Annotated in this window: 14 protein-coding genes and 1 pseudogene; 7 read left to right on the forward strand and 8 right to left on the reverse strand. The window is 41.0% G+C overall.

Translation table 11 applies throughout. The features are described 5' to 3' along the window. Positions 1-68 precede the first annotated feature (68 nt). Entirely contained in the window at positions 69-818 is a 750-nt protein-coding gene (locus ACM0OY_RS25770) for a metallophosphoesterase family protein (protein ID WP_414571662.1), read from the reverse strand. Between the two features lie 284 nt (positions 819-1102). Between ACM0OY_RS25770 and ACM0OY_RS25775 the strand changes: the two genes are divergently transcribed. Further along, positions 1103-1387, forward strand: a complete 285-nt coding sequence (locus ACM0OY_RS25775; protein ID WP_414571663.1) for a DUF2470 domain-containing protein — start codon at positions 1103-1105, stop codon at positions 1385-1387. A gap of 209 nt (positions 1388-1596) precedes the next feature. Next, positions 1597-2910 (forward strand): DNA (cytosine-5-)-methyltransferase, encoded by a 1314-nt coding sequence (gene dcm / locus ACM0OY_RS25780; RefSeq protein ID WP_414571664.1) that lies wholly within the window; start codon positions 1597-1599, stop codon positions 2908-2910. Between the two features lie 7 nt (positions 2911-2917). Here the strand turns inward: dcm and ACM0OY_RS25785 are convergent, their stop codons facing one another. The 4 genes from ACM0OY_RS25785 to pheT form a co-directional block, all read right to left on the reverse strand. Further along, entirely contained in the window at positions 2918-7369 is a 4452-nt protein-coding gene (locus tag ACM0OY_RS25785) for a PAS domain-containing protein (RefSeq protein WP_414571665.1), read from the reverse strand. A 181-nt stretch (positions 7370-7550) separates the two neighbouring features. Next, positions 7551-8345: a Tab2/Atab2 family RNA-binding protein gene (locus ACM0OY_RS25790; RefSeq protein ID WP_414571666.1), complete on the reverse strand. Its 795-nt coding sequence runs from the start codon at positions 8343-8345 to the stop codon at positions 7551-7553. A 30-nt stretch (positions 8346-8375) separates the two neighbouring features. Beyond that, complete coding sequence (locus tag ACM0OY_RS25795) at positions 8376-8645, reverse strand: YciI family protein (RefSeq protein WP_414571667.1); 270 nt, start codon at positions 8643-8645, stop codon at positions 8376-8378. 227 nt (positions 8646-8872) lie between these two features. Continuing rightward, positions 8873-11335: a phenylalanine--tRNA ligase subunit beta gene (pheT, locus tag ACM0OY_RS25800; RefSeq protein WP_414571668.1), complete on the reverse strand. Its 2463-nt coding sequence runs from the start codon at positions 11333-11335 to the stop codon at positions 8873-8875. A gap of 356 nt (positions 11336-11691) precedes the next feature. Between pheT and ACM0OY_RS25805 the strand changes: the two genes are divergently transcribed. After that, positions 11692-12357, forward strand: coding sequence for a hypothetical protein (locus tag ACM0OY_RS25805; RefSeq protein WP_414571669.1), 666 nt, complete (start codon positions 11692-11694; stop codon positions 12355-12357). A gap of 44 nt (positions 12358-12401) precedes the next feature. On the opposite strand, the pseudogene ACM0OY_RS25810 reads toward ACM0OY_RS25805, so the two are convergent. Together ACM0OY_RS25810 and ACM0OY_RS25815 are read right to left on the reverse strand one after the other, a co-directional pair. Continuing rightward, positions 12402-12772: pseudogene (locus tag ACM0OY_RS25810) on the reverse strand (response regulator transcription factor). Positions 12773-12811: 39 nt separating this feature from the next. Further along, on the reverse strand, positions 12812-14185 hold the full coding sequence (locus ACM0OY_RS25815; RefSeq protein WP_414571670.1) for a response regulator: 1374 nt from the start codon (positions 14183-14185) through the stop codon (positions 12812-12814). Between the two features lie 821 nt (positions 14186-15006). Between ACM0OY_RS25815 and ACM0OY_RS25820 the strand changes: the two genes are divergently transcribed. The 3 genes from ACM0OY_RS25820 to ACM0OY_RS25830 are packed head-to-tail and all read left to right on the forward strand — an operon-like array spanning position 15007 to position 18722. Then, positions 15007-15681 carry a vWA domain-containing protein gene (locus tag ACM0OY_RS25820; protein ID WP_414571671.1) on the forward strand — a complete coding sequence of 225 codons (675 nt, stop codon included), beginning with the start codon at positions 15007-15009 and terminating at the stop codon, positions 15679-15681. A gap of 37 nt (positions 15682-15718) precedes the next feature. Continuing rightward, positions 15719-16501 (forward strand): PP2C family serine/threonine-protein phosphatase, encoded by a 783-nt coding sequence (locus ACM0OY_RS25825; RefSeq protein ID WP_414571672.1) that lies wholly within the window; start codon positions 15719-15721, stop codon positions 16499-16501. A gap of 55 nt (positions 16502-16556) precedes the next feature. Continuing rightward, positions 16557-18722, forward strand: coding sequence for a tetratricopeptide repeat protein (locus ACM0OY_RS25830; RefSeq protein ID WP_414571673.1), 2166 nt, complete (start codon positions 16557-16559; stop codon positions 18720-18722). 461 nt (positions 18723-19183) lie between these two features. Here the strand turns inward: ACM0OY_RS25830 and ACM0OY_RS25835 are convergent, their stop codons facing one another. Then, positions 19184-20320, reverse strand: a complete 1137-nt coding sequence (locus ACM0OY_RS25835) for an IS4 family transposase (RefSeq protein WP_414571682.1) — start codon at positions 20318-20320, stop codon at positions 19184-19186. A 466-nt stretch (positions 20321-20786) separates the two neighbouring features. Between ACM0OY_RS25835 and rfbF the strand changes: the two genes are divergently transcribed. Further along, the gene (gene rfbF / locus ACM0OY_RS25840) at positions 20787-21560 is read left to right on the forward strand and encodes a glucose-1-phosphate cytidylyltransferase (RefSeq protein ID WP_414571674.1); all 774 of its coding nucleotides are present in this window, start codon (positions 20787-20789) and stop codon (positions 21558-21560) included. Positions 21561-21566: the final 6 nt, after the last annotated feature.

Below are 21566 nucleotides of genomic sequence, written 5' to 3' on the forward strand. Positions count from 1 at the left end.
TATTAGGAGTCCTGAGTTAGGAGTGAGGAGTTATATTCTCTCCTTTGCTCCTTTGCCCTTCATCAAATCTAATCGCGGCGATTAACTCTGATTTTAGCTGGATCAACTGCGATCGCTGCATCTTGTAAGGGCAGGGCACGGAGATAATTTCTAAAAATATTAACTTGATAAACTAAATTATTTGTAATATCTAGTGCAGTCAACCAGCCACTCCGAGGATGATAAGCCCCAGTATCTATGCCTAGCCATCCCTGTCCTTGTGCCAGTTGACCAGGAGAAACACCCGGCAGAGTAAAGGTAATGGTGTGACCGATGATAATTTGCTTATCAGGAAAGTAAGGCTTGGGAATGCTGTGAAATTCTTCTCGTATCCAGCACAGTTGCTCGGCTGTTTGTTCTATCACTGGCTTAGAAGGGTCAACACCAGCATGAGTTAACCAAACATCCCCTAAGTCAATATATGTAGGTAAAGCCTTGAACCAATCTAAATGGTCATCTGGAATTGTAGCTTCGTGGTAACTGGCTACGGTAGCTTGCCCCCCACTGTACAACCATGCTTGCATTCTTGGGGAGGAAGTCCTTTCATCAGTGAGAATGCTTAATAACATCTGCTCATGATTTCCCAGCAAACACGAGTAGTTATTTCGCTTGACAAAATTAACTACTTGTGCGCTATGAGGTCCGCGATCAATTAAGTCTCCCAGAAAATAAACTTGATCGTCTGATGTGGGGGCGATCGCCTCCAACAATGTCATCAAACCTTCATAGTGACCATGTACATCCCCAATTACAATTCGTCTGGGGTTAGTTTCGCTCATTGTCTCTTGGCTACAATAATTTGGAATTTTGACTAATACTTCTGCTACAGTTTAAGCTGTCTGGTTTCCGCAATGACAGGTAAAAACACTGGATAACCTTTATTTTAATTTAAAGTTTAATTTTAATTTAATTATTATCCCGGTTAGGAATAAATCAGACTGGCGATCGCGATAAAGTATAGTCTATGAATGATTTTTGTGACAATTTAAAAATCAGTAAATTTAATCTAAGTTGTTAGCCTAGAATTTAAGGTGTTGCTGTATACCTAAATTTTAATCTCACAATGTCTAACAATTTTTCTGCTGAAATTAGTTCGCGTATCTGCAACCACATGAATGAAGATCATGCTGATGCTGTGGTTCTTTATGCTAAGACATTTGGTGGTGTCACAGATGCTAATTCAGCAAAAATGCTGTCAATTGATGCTCAGGGCATGGATTTAACAGCACAAGTAAACGGGGAAGATGTGCCAGTTCGTATTCAGTTTGATCGTGTTTTAGCAGATTCGGAAGATGCTCATCAAACTTTGATTGCAATGGTGAAGCAGGCGCGGGTGCAGACAAAGTAGAAAATAACAAAGTAATTTACAGTGATTTGAAATTGAATATTACACGTGTAGCGATACGATTCAGATAAGCCCAAAACCCTGGTGTAGAGACGCGATAAATCGCGTCTTCAAAGACCGATTATTCACACAAATAACCCTTAACTGAACCGTATTGACACGTATAGGGGAAAAATATATTTTGCCCCTATAATAATTTGTATTTTAGGCAGATGCAGAAGATTCGGTTTGTTGATTTATTTTCAGGAATAGGAGGAATTAGATTAGCCTTTGAACAGGCGGCTGATTCTTTAAATATAGAAAGTGAATGTGTTTTCAGTAGCGAAATTAATTCAGATGCTCGATTAGTTTATGAAAAAAATTTTAGTGAAACACCTTCAGGTGATATTCGTTTAATTGATAAACTACCAGAACATGAATTTTTATTAGCTGGGTTTCCTTGTCAGTCTTTTTCTCATGCTGGCAAAAAAGAAGGTTTTGGCGATACGCGAGGCACACTATTTTTTGAAATAACCAGATTAATTGATACCTATAAACCACAAGCTTTTATTTTTGAAAATGTCCGAGGGCTTTATAGTCATGACGGAGGGCAAACTCTAGCAACGATTAAGCATGAGATTCAAAAACGAGGTTATAGCTTTGATGCCTTTTTACTTAATAGTGCAAACTTTGGCTTACCACAAAATCGTGTCCGTGTTTATTTGGTAGGCATTTTAAATGCTTCTCCCACTTTTGAATTAATTTCTGATGTGGGGCCAAAAGATTCCCATTCATATAACACTCAGCAATTATCTTTGTTTTATCCACCAAAAAAATCTGTGACTGTTGGCGATATTTTGGAAAATAATCCAGATGAAAAGTATGATTGTTCGCCAGAGTTTGTAAATGCGTTAAAACGAATATTTAATAATGATTTAAATCGCTTACATGGAGTCAGGTTGATTGATTATCGGGGTGGAAACTCTATTCACTCTTGGGATTTAGGATTGCGTGGCGAGTGTAGTCCAGAAGAAATTGAACTGATGAACCGTTTTATCTTAAAGAGGCGCAATAAGCAATTTGGAAAAGAGCAAGATGGTAAATTATTAACTCAGGAACAAATAGCTAGTTTTTTTGAACATCCCAATCTTGGAGAAACATTGAATTCACTGGTTAACAAAAAATATTTAAAATTGATAAATAATAAATATAAACCTCTATCAGGTAATTTTTCATTTGAAGTTTATAAATTTGTAGATCCAAATAAAATTTCAGTAACGTTGGTTGCTAGTGATGCCAATAGGTTAGGAGTTTATTACAATCAGAGAGTGCGGAGATTAACTCCGCAAGAAGCAGCAAGACTGCAAGGGTTTCCTGATAGTTTTATGCTTCATGCTAATGATGATAAGGCTTATTATCAAATGGGAAATTCTGTAAGCATTAATGTAGTTAAAGCTGTGGCTCAGGAAGTAATTATAAAAACCTTATACTCTACTCAAGAAAGAATAGATAAATCTCAGTTCGCACTTGCTCAATTTTTTAAATAGGCTATATCTACCCCAATGGACAAGGAACTGCAATGCCATATCCCTGTGCATAATCAATTCCTAGTGCCTTAATCCGCTCTAAAATTGCCTCATTTTCCACAAACTCAGCAATGGTCTGAATACCCATCACACTGCCAATATGCGTGATTGCTGTCACGATCGCATTATCCACAGGATTCTCGATAATGTTACGAATAAAGCTCCCGTCAATTTTGAGGTAATCCACAGGCAAAGACTTGAGATAGGCAAATGACGACATCCCCGCCCCAAAATCGTCCAACGCGAAGCGACAGCCCATCTGTTGAAGCGACTGAATGAACTGTCTGGCTTTGATGAGGTTGGCGATCGCCACAGTCTCGGTAATCTCAAAGCAAATGCGCTGGGGTGAGATGGAGTGTAGGGTAAACTGCTCGTACAGGAAGTTAATGAAGCGATCATCGTTGATGCTAGAGCCAGAAAGGTTAATCGCATAGATGCTTTGTTCGTCGCCAACAACCGTTGACCAATTCTCGAACAGAGTGCGAATCACCCAGCGATCGATCAGGTGCATCAAGTTGTAGCGTTCTGCTGCTGGAATAAACGCCATCGGCAACACTAAATTTCCCTGCTCATCCCGGAGCCGCAGGAGTACTTCATAATGGTCGCCGTTTTGAGATGCCTGAGTGATAGCGGCAATCTTTTGAGCATAGAGACAAAACCAATCGCTTTCCAAGGCTTGAGAAATGCGGCTGACCCACTGCATCTCCCCGCGCTGTTGCAGTCGCTCTTGGTCGTCAGTCTGAGCAACGTACACGCGATTGCGCCCCCGGTTCTTCGCAGTATAGCAAGCTGCGTCAGCCGTGCTGATAATCTCTGCAAGGCTCTCGGTGTTCGTGTCGATACTGACCAAGCCGATACTTGCTCCAATTGAGAATACCTGCTCTTGCCAAACAAACCGAAACTCTTGAACACACTCAAGCAGATCGTTGGCAACTCGTAAAGCTTGCTCCAGCGTACACTCATTGAGCAATACGCCAAATTCATCGCCCCCTAACCGTGCCAGTGTGTCAGTTTTCCGAATCTTCTCCTGTAATAGGACAGTAATTTGACGCAGTAATTCGTCTCCAGCCACATGACCACAGGTATCATTTACGATTTTGAAATGATCGAGATCCAAATAGCACAACGCATGAACTTGATAGTTTAAAGAAGCAAGGCGCAATGCTTGTTTAACCCGCCGCTCAAACTCTTGGCGATTCACCAATCCGGTTAAAGCATCATGGCTTGCCTGCCAGGATAGCTGACGCGAAAGCTTGCGGTTCTGAGTCACGTCATGAAACACCATAACCGCGCCAATAACTTGCCCCTCACGATTGCGAATGGGCGCGGCTGAATCTTGAATTGCAATCTCTCGATCGCTCTCAGTAATTAAGACGGTATGGTTTGCTAAACTTACAATTCGATTTTCCTGTAACGCTTGTTCAATTGGGTTGGGAACTTTCTCCCGTGTCGTTTCATGCACAATTCTAAAGACTTCTTCTAACAGCACCCCCTGTGCCGATGCTTCATTACATCCAAGCAGAGATTCTGCAACCGGATTCAAGTATTGAATCCTGCCAAACGCATCCGTAGTAATAACTGCATCTCCGATTGATTGCAACGTCACCTGAGCTAATTCTTTTTCTTGAAAAAGTGTTTCTTCGATTTGCTTGAGGGCTGTGATATCGCGTCCCACCGATTGGTATTCTATAAAGCATCCTTGCTCGTCAAACAGCATCCGGTTATGCCACTGAGTCCAACGCACTCCATCTGCCACAACCACGCGATTCTCAATGATGACTACAGGATTATCAGCACTCATTGAAGCTATTAATTGAGTAACTCGCTGCCGATCTGCCTCAAAGATAATGGGTTGATAGCGGCTACCAATCAGTTCCTCTGGCGATTGCTCAAAATAATGTGCAAAAGCTTGGTTGACAAACGTGATTGTGCCGTCTGTTAAATATCGGGCAATGAGTTCAGTTTGATCTTCTACAATCGCACGGTAGCGAATCTCGCTTTGTTTGAGAGCGATTTCTGCTTGCTTGCGATCGCTAATATCAATCAGGACACCCAACATCCGCACAGGTTTACCTGCTTGGTTGTAAATGCTGCGTCCTTTTCCAGCTATCCAGCGCACCTTGCCATCGGGATGAATTACTCTATATTCAGCTTCATAATTAATATGCTTAGTTATGGCGTTCAATATAGTCTGTTTAACTCGGTCAATATCCTCTGGATGAATAGCATCGTGCCATAACTGATATCTAGCTGATGATGTTTCTGGTTCTAACCCTAACAAGCGAAAATGGTTGTCGTTCCAGATGACTGTCCCTTCAAGTAAATTCCAATCCCAACTGCCAATATGGTTAAATTCCATCGTCAGCCTGAGTTGTTCTTCACTTTTGGCTAAGGCTAATTCTACTTTTTGCCGTTCTTCTTCGATACGCTTCTTGGGGGTGATATCCGTAACTCGCACCAAATTCATCACTCGATTAGCAACCGTGATTTGTTTGATTGCTATGTTTCCCCAAAAGCAATTGCCCTGCTTGGTAACGTATTCAATTTCGCGACTCCACAACACTTGCTGGTTAATTTCTTCGATGATGGTGTTTAGTTCATTAGAAGTAAACTGCTCTTTTTGTAGGGTATAACCTTCAATACCGATGAGTTCAGCTTTGCTTGAGGCTGCAAATAGTTCTACTGCGCGATTATTACAGTCAATGGTCAGTAACGTTTCTGTATCTACCAAAAAGATCGCATCAGCAGATTCGTTAAAGATAGCTTCTAGCAAATCACGGCTCTTGGTGATTTCTAACTCGCTTTCTTTACGTTCTGTAATATCTAGAATAGCTCCATACAGTCTAATAGTCTTACCTTGAGTATCATAAGCTACCTCTGCTCTCGATTCTAGGTAGCGCAATGAGCCATCAGGTCGGATAATGCGATATTCAAGATTGAAAGCGGTTCCATTGGCGATCGCCTTTAGTAGATACCTCTGCAACACTGGTCGGTCTTCTGGATGAACCATCTGGAGAAATATAGCCTGTGTCGGTACTGATTCAGTAGGATTTAGCCCGAAGATATGAAAGGTTTCAGCTGACCAAATTTGTTTCTCAGACTCTAAGTACCATTCCCAACTGCCCAGATGGGCAATCTTTTGAGCAGTAGCTAGCAAGGTTTCACTGCGTCGGAGTTCTTCTTCGGCTTGTTTGCGTTCGTTGAGTGCGACTTCCCGTTCTGTAACATCTTGGGCAGTCCCATAGAGGCGAATTACTTTTCCATCCGCGTTAAATTCTGCATGTCCAATCGCCTCAATATAAATAGTCAACCCGTAAATTCGAGAGGTACGCAGAATAAGTTTGTAGGATTCACCAGTTGACATTGCCCGTTCAGTAGCTTGGGCTAATTTTCCTGCGTCTTCTGGCCAGTACAGTTGCAGATTTTCCTGGTAGTTCGGTTCAAGAAGTCCGGGATCTCGATTAAATAGGTCGAACAGCTGGTTTGACCAGGTAATTTTGCCAGTGGCAAGTTCAAACTCCCAATTACCGAGACGAGCAACTCGCTGAGATTCTTCTAATAAGGCTTCACTCTTGCGTAGTATTTCTTCAGTGCGTTTGAGGTCGGTGACATCCACTACCAGCCCATCCCGAACCACCCTTCCATCCTCCAATTGGCGTGGCGTGGAACGAAAATGCAGCCATTTAAGCTGACCGCTGGGCGTTTGGATTGGCAGTTGCATATCAAACATTGAGAGATTCCGTCGGGATTCATCGACTGCTGCCAAAAGGAGTGATGGATCCTCTGGGATAAGCTGGCGAGAGACCAAACTTGAATCTTTGAGTACATCTTCTGCTTTGACTTCCATCAGTCTTTCAATGCCCGCGCTGATATAAGAAAAGCGATCGCTGCCATCGAATTCGCGGATTACTTTATAAATTGCGCCATTGGGCAGATTATCACCAATTCGCCGCAACATAGCTTCACGCTCTTGTAATGCTAGTTCTGCCTGTTTGCGTTCGCTGATTTGCCTCTCTAGTTCTCGGTTGGCTGCCTCCAGTTGTGCAGAACTCGGTAGAGCAAGTGCTTTTGGTATTAGAGGTATTAGTTCACAAGCTGTGTACAGTGAAACTAGGGCTGTAATAGCTTTGATTAAACCACTCAACCAATAAGTTGGATACCAGAGTGTCCAAATGTCCATCAGGTGGGTAGTGCCACAAGTAACAATAAATGTTGCAAATAGCACAAATATCCAGTTGAAGGGCAAATCTTCGCGCTTCCTGACAAAATAAAGTAGCGTCAGAGGAATTGAATAATAAGCAAGCGTAATTAAACTGTCAGCTAAAATATGCAATCCTACTAACTCTGGTTTCCAAAGATAGCAATGACCGTGAGGAATAAACTGCTTATAAGCAATAAGGCTTTTCCAAAGTTCCAGCATTAAGTTGTCTCAAACGCAAGTTGCTTGACCTTTATTAGTAATTAATCATACTTAAAAGTCAAGCACTGTAACGAAAAATTATGTAATTATACGTGTAGGATAAACAAAAATATTAATTGAGATACATCTAGAACTCACTGGTTGAAATCTCAGACTGAAACTGCGATCGCTGTTTACTAGTTTAATCTTCTGTTTGCAATAACCAAAAGCCACTGTAAGTCATTCCAGAATCATCAGGCTGGACTAACAAAAAATGTAATCCTTGGCTTTGTTGTTTCCGTTGTTCATATATTTGGGCTGCTGTGGTAACTTCTGAATCTTCAAAAGTGGCAACAATCCATCTATCCACTAAGCCTGCTTCTAATAGTAAGCCATCTGGTGGGCCAGAAATGTAGTTCAATCCTACAGGACGGGCTTGCTGTAACCAACGCGCTAAGTGCATCGATCGCCGTCCCCCATAAATTATCACACCAGGAACAGCGATCGTTGACGCTAAACCTAAATTAATCGGTTTGAGATATTCTGGTATATGCAAAATCGGAATGGGGCGTTGTGCAAAGGCATCCACGAGTTCGCCCGCTTGGAGTGTCGCAAAACGCCATTGTTCTCCCAAGAGGTTTTCTGGTAATGGTGCAGGGGGTGGTTTATCCAGGACTGAAGGATATTGCTTTTCTTGTAACCACTGTTTGAGTGCCAAAGTGCGGCGAGTTGGTTCGACATTAATACCTAAAGTGCGTCCCGCTGTCTCAATTAAATTCAGAGATTGAGGACGAAACACTTGAATTACATCCGGCAGTTTTTCACCAGCTGCTTGCTGAAGTTGAATCGCAACCCAATTAGAATTTACTGCTGACTGAAGACAAGTAGCTTCATATTCAAAACTGCGAGTTGCATCACAAATCAACAACTCCCATAAGACTTTACCAGATGCATCTGGTAATGGACGACGATAAAAATCAGCCTGCCAAGTTTTCATATTTTAGGGGTGGGCATGGGGTATGCCAATTCAAAAAGCCTGAATCCATTCTTTGACAGAATATTCTGTCCAGATACCATTTTTCCAATAAGGATCGTTTTCAATTAAGTCGCGGACGATCGCTTCGTCTGCGGCTTCGTAAATTCCAAAAACTTTTGTGACATCTTTGGTAGGGCCAATGGTAATTAGCACACCGGATTCTTTTTGTTTTGCTAATCCGTCTAAATGAGCTTGGCGGTGAGGGGTACGTTTTTCAAGAACGTCTTCGCAGTAAGTTCCCCAGAGTACATATTTGGGCATATTGGATTTTAGATTTGGGATTTAGATTTTTGGTTTACTGATTACAAGTATGAATTTAATCTCACGCAAAGGCGCAAAGACGCAAAGATTAAGAAGAATTTGAGAATTTCATACTTTAATTCAGCAACGCCAGATTTTGGATTGAGATTTTGAAGCCGATACGTTGAGGAGTAAGGAATTATTAATTCATAACTCTTGTACAGACGCGATGAATCGCGTCTCTACTCCTAACTTCTCAAATTGACGCCGAATTTTTCCACTAAGGCTTCGCGGACTTTATTATGTACTGGTTCGACTTCTGCTTCGGTGAGGGTACGATCGCTTGCCCGATAAACTAGCCGGAATGCCAGACTCCGCTGGTCTTCGGGGACGTTTTCGCCGCGATATTCATCAAACAATTCCACTGATTCGAGTAAATCTTTGCCAGCTTTGGTAATTACTTTTTGCAGTTCGGCAACTGAGACTTTCACAGGTGCGAAAAAGGCGATATCGCGATCGCTTGCTGGGTAAGTGGAATATGAATGGAATGTGGGGTTTAGAGTTTCGTCTTCCTCTAGAGAATTTAAAAGTACGTCTAAATCTAATTGGAAAACGTAGGCTGAATCTGGTAAACCTTTTTCGCGTCGTAGTTGGGGATGAATTTGCCCAAAAATACCCAGTCTATTACCTCTAATCCATAAGGAAGCGGTGCGTCCGGGATGTAAGCGTTCATCTCGGCGATCGGGTTGATATTCTACCTGCAAGCCAAGTTGACGAAATACACTTTCTAAAATGCCTTTGGCTTCAAACCAAGTCAAGGGTTGTTCTCGACCGCCTTTTGACCATTTCCCAATAAAGCGATCGCCTCCCATAATCCCAGCCAGGACTTCTGTTTCTCGCAAACCGTCTTCTTCTTGCCAGAAAATTTGCCCGATTTCAAAGCCGTTGAGGGCGCCGTTACCCTGTTCTATATTATATTGATAGGCGTCAATTAACCCGGATATTAAATCGGTTCGCAGGGCTGAATATTCTACAAATAATGGGTTTGTTAATACTATTTGTCTGTCTTCTCCTGGTTTAACTAAAGAATAATGAATTAATTCTGTTAACCCTTCTGCCCGCAGAAAAGCTCGTAATTTGCGAATCAATTCTTGGTCTAAAGGCAAATAACCAGCTTCGGCTTTTTCTGGTAAGGTATCACAAAATTTGTTGTACCCATAAAGACGGGCGATTTCTTCAATTAAGTCAATTTCCCGTTCTAAATCGCGGTAACGATAGGGTGGTACGGAAACAGACCATGTGGGTTGGAGTGTATTGTCTTCTCTTAAGATATTGCCTGAAGGAGTCAGATGACATCCTAATGCAGTCAGAATCCTTTCAACGTCTTGTTCTTGGAGTTCTCCTGTGTCTTCTCCCAAATCGATTGGCCCCAGTACCTGATTCACTCGATCTAAACGTAGTGCAATAGAACGACTCCAGGTAGATGGGTCGGGGCGGGTGTCGGCAATTTCTTGGTGGACAATAATTCCACTAGCTAATTCGCTAATTAACGACAAGGCGCGGCGATTTGCAACTTCCAATTCGGCGCGGTTAACTCCTCTTTCGTATCTTCCAGAAGCTTCACTTCTTAAGCCAACACTGCGAGAAGAACGGCGAATTGCGACGGAATCAAATAAAGCAGCTTCTAAAACTAGGCTTTCGGTACCTTCATGGACTTCAGTTTCTTCTCCACCCATGACTCCCGCCAGTGCAATGGGTCTTTCGTTGGCGGTAATTAATAAATTTTGGGATGCTAAAGTGCGAGTTTGTCCATCCAGGGTTTTCAGTGATTCTCCAGCAGCGGCGAAGCGGACGCCGATGTTTAAATTTTCGCTGCTGGCAACTGATTTTAGGCGATCGCGGTCAAAGGCGTGCAGTGGTTGTCCCCATTCCAACAATACGTAGTTAGTAATGTCCACCACATTATTTATCGGACGTACTCCAGCAGCCCGTAAACGCTGTTGCAACCATTCGGGAGATGGCGCAATTTTAACTTCTTCAATAACCGTACCAATGTATGCAGGACAAGCTTGAGTATCGGCAATTTTTAAAGCTAAATTTCCTGTATTTTTGGTAATTGGTATTTCACTCGGTTGAGGAATGCTCAGTTTTCCACCGGTTAAGGCTGCTACTTCTCTGGCTACGCCTACCATACTTAGAGCATCAGCGCGATTAGCAGTTGCGGTGAGGTCTAAAATGACATCATCTAAACCCAACAACGGACGCACATCACTACCTAATGGTAAATTTTCCTGGGAAAAAATATGAATTCCGTCTAAATCAGTGGGTAAACCCAGTTCTTTTAAAGAACAAATCATGCCCTGAGAGGGGACACCACGCAGTTTTGCAGGTTTAATTTTTAAATCGATGTTGGGTAAGTAAGTTCCCGTAGTTGCTACTGGCACATAGATATCTGCTTTGACATTAGCAGCGCCACAGACAATATTTAAAGTCTCATCTGCGCCAATATCCACTTGGCAAACACTTAATTTATCAGCATTGGGGTGTGGTTGACGCTCAAGCACTCTCCCGACAACTACGCCATTTGCCCAAGTGCGGCGGTCTTCAATATCTTCTACTTCAAACCCCGCCATAGTCAGGGTTTCGGCTAATTCTTCTGGGCTAAGTTTTATCTCTACTAGTTCGCGCAGCCAATTTAGAGAAATACGCATGGAGTGTGCTGGTTTTAGGAATCGTCTTTTGCTCTCATTTTAGAGTGTCTGTTAGCGTAGCGATCGCTATTCACTCTGCAAGTCATAGCCTTTCACTTGAACAATCCTACTACGTTAGACTAGCAGAACAATCTCCCATGCTCATCTTTTCTTGGCGTTTTGCATATACATCAGAAACGGAACCTACGATTGAAAGGTGAAGTCTGCGAGTAAGTAACCTACTACAAACAATTGAGCTAACCAGGTACGATAGGCGATCGCAATTCAGCAACAAGAAGATAAATTGCGGAAATTGTCTTTGAGAAGTTGGATCTATCAAAACTATAGAGCTTAAAAGATTCAGTTCCCAGGAAGCAATGATGAAAGTTAACTATAACCAATTCAAAAAATGGATTTTACATCCAATGATCATGGGTTTGCTAGCAGTAGGAACAATCGTCTACAAAACAGAGACAAGTTTTTCTTTGACAAACCCAGCAATTGCCGCAGAAGTTGTTTCATTAGAAAAGTCTACTCCTAAACCTGCACGTAAAGAGCAAGCTATTTATCGGAGCGATCGCTTTGGTTTTCAGTTTAGCTACTCGCTCCGAGATTTTGCGATCAATAACAAAATAGCCAGTCCCTACAATAACCCTAATTCTCGATTAGCTGCTATTGATATCTGGACTCACAAACACGCCCAGAAAATCCGCGCTGGAGAATATGCAGGTGGTACAGAATACCCAGCCAATGTACGTGTATCTGTATATAGAAATTATAGTAAATTACCTTTGCAAAAGTGGGTTCAACAAGATAACGACTTTTCCGCAACCCGGGAATTTAAAACAGCCAAAATTGCAGGACAAAGGGGCTTGAAATTTAAATCGAGTGGCTTATACGAAAACGAACATCTCGCTTTTATCAGCCCTAAAGGCCCTCGAATTATTGTTATCACAATATCTAAAACTGGGTATGGAAATAATGATGCTATCTATGAGAGAGCATATCAGCAGGTAGTGAACTCCTTTACTTTTTTTAAATAGATAACAAACAAGTAATTCGCTGAGATTTTTGAACTTATTTCTATCTACTCCCCTCCTTCTACAAGAGATTTGACTGCATGTAGTAATTGTTGCTTGGTAAAAGGCTTAGTTAAATAAACATCTGCACCTTGTCGCATTCCCCAAATTCTATCAATCGGCTGATTTTTAGAACTACAAATAATAATTGGTACTTTTTTAGTTACTGGATTTTTTTCAGTTGGCGACAAAATTCAAAACCGCTAACTTCTGGCATGACTACATCAGTAATTATGGCATCCGGCTGATGATTAATAGCTTTATTCATACCATCTTTAGCATCATAAGCTTTAATGACTGTGTGCCCGCTTTCTCTTAAAAAACTATTGATTAACTCCAACTGAGAAGGAGTATCTTCCACAACTAAAACTTTGGCCATATTTATCCCTACTAGTTAAAACTCCGTATATTCATGAATTTAAGTTAAATGCATGAAAACTATTTTCAGTAAATCCGCACGAGTAAAGGGTTTGGTTAGATATCCAGATGCCCCTACTAATCTCGCTTTGACTTTATCTACAATTCCTTTATTACCAGTGACAAAGATAATAGGAGTCTGTTTAAATATGGAATTATTACGTATAATTCTACACAATTCATAACCGTCAATTCCTGCCATGTTTAGATCTAGCAAAATTAAGTCCGGTTTGTGCCTAATAATTGACAAAACGGCTTTTAATGGATCGTTGATAGTGACTACAGAAAAATTTTCATTTTCTAAGAAATGGCTAATTTCTTTGAGAATTGTGGGGCTATCGTCTACAGAAACGATTTTGTGGATTTTTTGTGCAGTTACAGTAGCGGCGGTTACTCTTTCGGAAGCAGAATTTATGTTATTTGATATTGTTGGTTCTTGAAAGTTTGCTTTTGGAGGAGTGGAAATTTGTGATAATTGCTCAACAGCACCTATATTCTCTTGTGCTATATCTGGGGAAGTATTGACTTCTTCTTTAGTATCAAATAACTCTGTAGTCAATTTTGGTAAAAGTGACTTTTCTTCAAATATTTTTGGTAATTTATCAAATGGCGGATCTGGTTCATGCAAGATAATTCCCCCTTGAAGGATGTAAGGATATAATTGCCGAGCCAGCTTAATTTCATCCTGATTTAAAATTGCAGCCAAATGACAAAGACTAAAACCCTTCATCCAGTTAGTTAAATTCGCCTGGAGGTTTGGTAAATCTTTTTGCTCAAATTGGTTGTTAGCCAAGAGATATGGACGTTGATATGGAGAAGAAATTTGCGGCATAAATGACTGCCAACTCTCTAATCTTGCTTGGCAGCGTTCTAAAATTTTTTCTATATCGAACCTGCAAATCTTTGGCATTCTAGTAAGCGGTTCTGTTAATTCATAAGTGCCTTCTTTGATGAGCAAAAATGATTCAATTACTTCTTTGACTAATTCTTGAATCAGTGCTGCTGCTTGCGTAGAATGTAGATGTTGTTGACTAACAAGCCAGTATATAGCTTGATATTCAGGAGGCTGGCTTATCGATTGACTATCATTTTCCATCAACTGACTGTGTGAGTCAGGTTCAAACATCAAACGAACTTGAACGCGAACCTCGTTGGTAAGTAATGGAATTTGATGGCCTAGGCGGCGCAAATGACGTTCTAGTCGATCAAACGGTTCCACTGAATGGGTTGCGTAAGTTATTTTGCCCTGTTCTAAGTAAATAGACCATGAAACCGAGTTACTTAATGCTTGTAAACAAGTACTGTCGGAGCAATTAGATAATTGTCTTAACAAACTTAAAGGACGCAGTTTGGAGAACACACCTGAATTATTCATATTTTTCTACTTTTTTGCGGAATCAGCTACCTAACATTTGTAAATTACAAATATCAGCTATGAAGTATTTTCTTCTTTGTAATATTTCTTTATGCACAAATTATTTATTTCAAATATGTAAATATATTAAAATTTATAAATTTGTAAGCCTTTAGTTCTATTTTATACGTTGTTAATGGAGGTCTGAAAAATAAATAGTTGTCCTTAATTATGTACAGTATGCACGAAACAAGTTCTCTTTGGTTATGTTGCCAGCCTTTTTAACTGAGGTAGGCACAAATAAACAAATGTAAAGACCAATTGTGAATAAAATACCAGTACATGTTGACCATTTTTAACTTGATTTACGATTGATAAATCTTGACTCAACACCTAATCATCTACATCTTACTTATGGCAGTTCCCTTACGAGGTAAATTTGATTCCAAGTTTTCAGAATTACACAGATACACTTGTAAAGTAACCGAACTTAATTATGCTTAATTACTTTTCTATTAAAGAACGATTATCCTACATAAAATCTTTAAAAACTTATGTAGGAAATTCTACGTATTTATTGTACTGTAGGTTTGATAGATATAAATTTTTGGTAGATACACTACAACAGATAATGCTGAGTTTTGAGAAACTCTTTTTTGCAAAACTAGACGCCGTTCAATCTCTCCTGAAACATGTAGAGAAGTTGGTGAAAACAATTTGTTTGATGACAATTAGGCCATCTACCACTAGATACTATATCTGTAGTCGCGTTAGTGACTAGCAAAGATATACATTGAAAACAGGGAAATAAAACTTTGGATTTTAACATAACACAAAAAGTTATGCATGACACATTAAGACTTGATGAAGTTGTAGAATTTGCAGAGAACCCAGAACCGCGTTGTCCGTGCGTCCTCTTACTAGATACATCTGGTTCGATGCAAGGAGATCCGATTGAGGCTTTAAATCAGGGTTTGCTCAGTTTAAAGGATGAATTAGTCAAAAATCCTTTGGCAGCTAGACGAGTGGAAGTGGCGATCGTCACTTTTGACAGTAATATTAATGTAGTACAAGACTTTGTAACCGCCGATCAATTCAATCCGCCGATTTTAACAGCTCAGGGATTGACGACGATGGGTGCAGGAATTCATAAAGCCTTGGATATTATTCAAGAGAGAAAGTCGCAGTATCGTACCAATGGGATTGCTTACTATCGTCCTTGGGTATTTATGATTACCGACGGAGAACCCCAAGGTGAGTTAGATCATATAGTAGAGCAAGCAGCCCAACGCTTACAAGGAGATGAAGCCAGTAAGCGAGTAGCATTTTTTACTGTTGGAGTAGAAAATGCGAATATGACACGCTTAAATCAAATCGCTGTGCGTACTCCGCTGAAGCTCAAAGGGCTAAACTTTATCGAGATGTTTGTTTGGCTCTCAGCTAGTATGTCAGCTGTTTCGCATTCTCAGGTGGACGAACAGGTAGCACTACCGCCAATTGGTTGGGGGACTGTTTAATTACAAAGATGGCAGCTAGCTGTTGGAATAGAATCTTATGAACATATCAAAACAGATTGCTCAATGGCGGATAGTGGCTGCGTCAGTATGTGGTACAAGTCACTTAAGAAACAAGCAATTATGTCAGGATGCTCATCACTGGCAGATATTGTCAGATAACATTTTAGTGGCAGCGGCAGCAGATGGCGCGGGTTCTGCAAGTCTGGGGAAAGTAGGAGCGATGCTTGCTGTGGAAACAGCGATCGAAAACCTTTCTAGTAAAGGACTGACCCGAAGCAGTTTGACTAATGATGCTGATGTGCGATCGCTCTTAAATGATGCCATTCTAGCTGCCAAAAAAGCTGTAGAAGATGAGGCTGTTGCTTGTGATAAAGAACTTGGTGACTTAGCAACTACCTTAATTATCATGGTTGCCACACCAGACGTTGTAGCTGTAGCCCAAATAGGTGATGGTTTGGCTGTGGCCAAAGACCAACTGGGCAACCTCTTAGCACTGACTATGCCTGATAGCGGCGAATACATCAACGAAACCACCTTTTTGACTTCGCCCACTGCCTTAGATACAGCACAGATGAAATTATGGCGTACAGACATAGTAAATGTTGGTATAATTACTGACGGGTTACAAATGCTGGCTTTAAATATGGTTGTTGGGGAACCTCATAAACCGTTCTTTTTTCCGCTGTTTGAATTTGTAGCCAATGCCGAGGATAAGACAGCAGCAAAAGAGCAGTTAGTAAAATTTTTACGCTCAGAGCGGATCGCCCAACGCACTGATGATGATTTGACACTGATAATAGCTGCATTCAACAACTCATAAGCATTAAGTTTAAAGGTTTGAGATTTTAAATACTCCCGTTAGCGGTAATTTGACTATGCAGGTACTACGTTGTTCTCCTAAAAAAGAAATCCTCAATTTGAGTATCAGTTTGGGACGTGGCGGTGAAGCTTGTGTTTATGCAGTGCCATCCGATGGTAACTTGGTGGCCAAGATATACCATAAGCCAACCATTGCCCATGCCGAGAAACTCCAAGCGATGCTGGCTAACCCCCCGGAAAACCCCACAGCTAGTTTGGGGCATATTTCCATCGCTTGGCCAGAGGATTTATTGCACGGGGCGGATGGTAGCAACGGCATCCTGGGGTTTTTAATGCCACGCATTCAGGGAATGCGTCCAATCATTGACTTTTATAACCCCAGAACCCGTCGCCAACACTGCCCCTTATTCAACTATCAGTACCTGCTCCGCACGGCTCGTAACCTGGCGGCGGCTTTTGCGGCTTTGCACGCCAGTGGATATTGCATTGGCGATGTGAATGAGTCAAACATCCTCGTCAGTGACACAGCACTAGTGACCTTGATTGACACTGACTCTTTCCAAGTACGTAACCCAGACACCAACCTTGTTTACCGTTGCCCAGTGGGTAAACCAGAGTTTACGCCACCAGAACTCCAAAATAAAACTTTTGCGGAACACGATCGCGAAATTTCTCACGACTTATTCGGGTTAGCAGTACTGGTATTTCAACTCTTAATGGAAGGTACGCACCCATTTTCGGGGATTTTTCAAGGCGCCATCGAGCCACCGCCCTACGAAGCCCGCATCGCATCCGGTCATTTCACTTACAGCCAAAAGCGACGCGTACCTTACCTACCTACACCCATTGCACCTCCTTGGGAAATTCTTCATCCCAGCTTACAAGAACTGTTTGTGCGTTGTTTTGAAGACGGTCACAGCAACCCACAACTGCGCCCCAGCGCCCAAACTTGGCTCAGTGCAATAGCCGAAGCTGAAGATTCCCTGATTACTTGCACTACTAATCCTCAACATCGTTATAACAACCACCTAGATCTTTGTCCTTGGTGCGAACGTAGCGTGCGATTAGGTGGACGCGATCCTTTTCCATCACATCGGGCTATAGAAGCCAGAGAACATCTCCAACCGCGAATCAAACCGAAAAAGCGCTACACCCAAACACCGCGTTTGCCACAGCGAGCCATGTCATCGCACCTAGCGAATTATTGGCAACCCATGACACCAAGCGGTTCGCATTATAAACGTTCCAAAAAATCCAACTTGTACCCAATTGGTTTTTGCTTGTTGGGTTTAGTTTTATTGGGATCTGCGGACTTAATGATTAAATTTACTGAGCCGTTAGTTTCCCACAATGCTTACACTCAACAAACATTGAAATCTGGTCAGGGAATTAATAAACTCAGCTTCGCAGATTATTATCAACAAGGTCATACTGCTTACAAACAGCGAGACTATGAAAAAGCAGTTGCAAATTATAGTCAAGCCATTGAACAAGAACCAAAACATGCCAGAGCGATCGTAAATCGTGGCAATGCCCGTTATAATCTCAAAGATTATGAAGGAGCAGTTGTAGATTACACCCAAGCCCTGAAAATCAAACCCAATGAAATTAAAGCTCTGGTGAATCGGGGAAATGCTCGGTTTATGCTTGCTGAATATAGTAACGATCCGGATACAGAATATAATCTAGCCCTGACTGATTATAATCGCGCTATCGGCCTCGATCCCAAGGAAGTTGAAGCTTATATTAGACGCGGTATTGTCCGCGCCCAAATGGCTAAATATAGCGGTGAATCTCAACAAGTTTATAGAAGAGCGATCGCAGATTTTACTCAAGCAATAAAACTGAATTTATCTAAAGCAGAAGCTTATTTTCAGCGCGGTGTTGTTTACTATCAAATTGCCCAATATAGCAGCAGTTATGAGCAAGAATATAGTCAAGCGATCGCTGATTTTAACCATGCATTAACCATCAGCCCAAAACTAGCAAAAGCCTTCCTCAAACGAGGTATGGTTCGTTATGAACTAGCGCAATATGGTGGTAGTGAATCCAACCAAAACCAAAGTAAAGCGATCGCAGATTTACAGACAGCGGCTAAAATGTTTCTTGAGCAAGATGACATGGATAACTATCAGCAAGCACTCAGTAACATGTGTGTAGTTGTCGAAAACAAATGTGATCCTTTATTCCAAGGCTCTAATAGCGCGGAAAAAGTCAACTAAAAACAAGTAAGTTTTATTACTTGCATATTTGGTTTTAATTCAATAAATCAAACCTGACTAGGATTAACTAGCGTTAATCCTAGTTGTTTTATATGTGACATTTTTATTGAATTGAGTAATACTATTTACAAAAATCTTTGCAACAAATGAATCATCTCTAGGGGCGTACATCTGTAAGTCCATACCCATATATCTGTCGCATTTTTAGGAACTTACAAATAAAAAATTTCCAATTAACTCTTGTATGGTGGGCGTCTTGCCTGCTCTATAAGTCAATACGGTTCAGTTAAGGCTATGCAGTGCTTGAAACAACAAATACAGGAGGATTAGTTCTTGTTCCAGTACCTCTGTGTTTAACTTTTTTAGAGCGAAATTTTGATACAGGCTTTTTCACAACCCTTGGATTGTTTCTATGAACCCTCTCAGGTAAAACTTGGTCAAGAATCTCCATAGTTAACCAGCTAAAAAAAGGGGAGTTCTTGTAGCTGCAAACGCTGGAATTTTGGGAGGGCACGACGCACAACTCGTAATGTTCCTGTGAAGCTTAGACGCAGGGGTGCAATTTTCGCAGTCGTGGCAGCTTGAAAAATTAACAACCGAATAGCCCAGTGACCTAATAAGAAACCGTAAACTTCTTGCACCACTTCCCGTGGCTTTTGAGAACGAATATGGGTTTTTCGTCCTAAAAGATGTACTTTGAGTTCATCAATCGTATTCTCTACTTCCCAGCGTTGATGGTACTCACAAGCTAGTAACTGGGCTGGAAATTTTTCAATGTCCAATAAGCTGGTAATTAAACGATATTTAATTTGTTCTTCTGGGTTATCAGGATTCTCAATTGTGTACTCGATGACTCGTACTTGTATTGGCTCAAAACCTTTTTTTCTTAATTTGCCCGATGGATAAATATAACTTAAATACGAACCATCGTCTAAAGCTTCTTCGTTTAAAAATTTAACGTTAGCAGGAATTCTTCCTAAATAATCACAGCCTTTATTTACCGTTGCTTGTACCATTGTGTAGGAATGCAAACCTCTATCCCACATCAATAACATTCCCGATGTTACCGAGCGTAATAATTTTAGTGACCTGACTCGTTCTCCAATTCTATATGGGCACATTAATGCATCGAAAATTAGATGTGTTCCTGCCTCCACCAAAATAACTAATCTAACTTTGGGAAACGCAGCTCTTGTACCAGGGCGACTACCAGGACGACCAAAAACCCTTGCGTTTTCATCGCTATCTGGGATATCTAAGCAAGTTCCATCAATCACTACAATTCGTAATCCATTGAGAAAGGCTCCTATTGTTTCGCTTGTTGCCATTGGTTGCACCAACTGATGAAACAACTGTCTCATCACCCCTGCTCCCAATCGCTGTCTGGCTTGGGTTATAGCTGATTTACAAGGGAATCGCCAATATTTACCAACTTTAACCCATGCCTCTGAAAGACCATCAATGAGATTTTTGAGTACATCCCGCATTGAGTCTCTCGACCATAGGCTCATGGCTATTATTAAGCAAACTACAAGTTGTGCTGGTAATGAGCGATGACGTTCCTCTTCAACTTTTGTTTTAGCGATCGCTTGTTCGATTGAAGTTGATGGGATAGCAACCTCTATCGCTTTAAATATCTCCGTACTTTGTATTTTATGACACACTAATGAGAATTCTTTTAGATGCACCTAACTTGATTTCCATTTTTGGAAACAATGCCTATTTTACAGCTATTCGAGCCTTAACTGAACCGTATTGCTCTATAAGTAGTAGTAATTTATTTCTTGGAGTTTTTTTATTTCAAATTGGTTTAATTTTTTAAAAAAGAATTTGAGAGTAATTTTATACTTGGCTAATTAATTCTAAATTCTGCTGTATAGATATTCACAGAGCTTTTATATAGAAAAGATTTTAATTTATATGTTCTTCATAATTTTGTAAAAAAATACAGTTAGATTATTGACTGAGAAAAACAAATCAGAAATCAATTTTTCTCGATATAAGTGCATCCTCTTCATGTCAGAAAAGACAAATAATATCCCTACAAATCTCCGAGGTAATTGCATGAAAGCGGTGATTTTGGCCGGAGGGCTTGGTACACGCCTCAGTGAAGAAACTAGTATCAGACCTAAGCCGATGGTTGAGATTGGTGGTAAGCCAATTCTGTGGCACATAATGAAGACTTACTCTGCCCACGGCATTAATGATTTCATCATTTGTTGTGGTTACAAAGGCTACATAATTAAAGAGTATTTTGCTAACTACTTTTTACACATGTCAGATGTTACTTTTGACATGCGATTTAACCAGATGAATGTGCATTCTGGATATGCTGAACCCTGGCGTGTCACCCTAGTAAATACAGGCGACCATACAATGACAGGTGGACGCTTAAAACGAATCAGCGAACATCTGGGAAACGAAACTTTTTGCTTTACATATGGTGATGGTGTAAGTGATATTAATATCACCGAGCTAGTTAAATTTCATCAACAACAAAACACCTTAGCAACACTCACAGCCGTGCAACCAGCAGGACGTTTTGGTGCCATTTCCTTAGGATATGAGCAAACTAAAATCACCAACTTTCGCGAAAAACCTGAAGGCGATGGCGCTTGGATAAATGGCGGCTATTTCGTATTAGAACCAGAAGTGCTAAACTTGATTGCTGATGACTCTACCGTGTGGGAGCAAGAGCCATTAGAAAAGCTAGCTGCTATGGAACAGCTATCTGCTTTCAAGCACTATGGTTTTTGGCAACCAATGGATACTTTACGCGATAAAAATCATCTAGAGGGGCTATGGAACAGCAGTCAGGCTCCTTGGAAGGTATGGTAGAGCGGA

This window comes from Nostoc sp. CCY 9925, from assembly GCF_963920935.1.
In the GTDB taxonomy this organism is placed as follows: domain Bacteria; phylum Cyanobacteriota; class Cyanobacteriia; order Cyanobacteriales; family Nostocaceae; genus Nostoc.

Coding starts and splice junctions, on each gene's coding strand:
- ACM0OY_RS25770 (WP_414571662.1), bottom strand. CDS start 818: ATGAGCGAAACTAACCCCAGACGAATTGTAATTGGGGATGTACATGGT.
- dcm (WP_414571664.1), top strand. CDS start 1,597: ATGCAGAAGATTCGGTTTGTTGATTTATTTTCAGGAATAGGAGGAATT.
- ACM0OY_RS25785 (WP_414571665.1), bottom strand. CDS start 7,369: ATGCTGGAACTTTGGAAAAGCCTTATTGCTTATAAGCAGTTTATTCCT.
- ACM0OY_RS25790 (WP_414571666.1), bottom strand. CDS start 8,345: ATGAAAACTTGGCAGGCTGATTTTTATCGTCGTCCATTACCAGATGCA.
- ACM0OY_RS25830 (WP_414571673.1), top strand. CDS start 16,557: ATGCAGGTACTACGTTGTTCTCCTAAAAAAGAAATCCTCAATTTGAGT.
- rfbF (WP_414571674.1), top strand. CDS start 20,787: ATGAAAGCGGTGATTTTGGCCGGAGGGCTTGGTACACGCCTCAGTGAA.
- ACM0OY_RS25825 (WP_414571672.1), top strand. CDS start 15,719: ATGAACATATCAAAACAGATTGCTCAATGGCGGATAGTGGCTGCGTCA.
- ACM0OY_RS25775 (WP_414571663.1), top strand. CDS start 1,103: ATGTCTAACAATTTTTCTGCTGAAATTAGTTCGCGTATCTGCAACCAC.
- ACM0OY_RS25815 (WP_414571670.1), bottom strand. CDS start 14,185: ATGAATAATTCAGGTGTGTTCTCCAAACTGCGTCCTTTAAGTTTGTTA.
- ACM0OY_RS25795 (WP_414571667.1), bottom strand. CDS start 8,645: ATGCCCAAATATGTACTCTGGGGAACTTACTGCGAAGACGTTCTTGAA.
- ACM0OY_RS25805 (WP_414571669.1), top strand. CDS start 11,692: ATGATGAAAGTTAACTATAACCAATTCAAAAAATGGATTTTACATCCA.
- pheT (WP_414571668.1), bottom strand. CDS start 11,335: ATGCGTATTTCTCTAAATTGGCTGCGCGAACTAGTAGAGATAAAACTT.
- ACM0OY_RS25820 (WP_414571671.1), top strand. CDS start 15,007: ATGCATGACACATTAAGACTTGATGAAGTTGTAGAATTTGCAGAGAAC.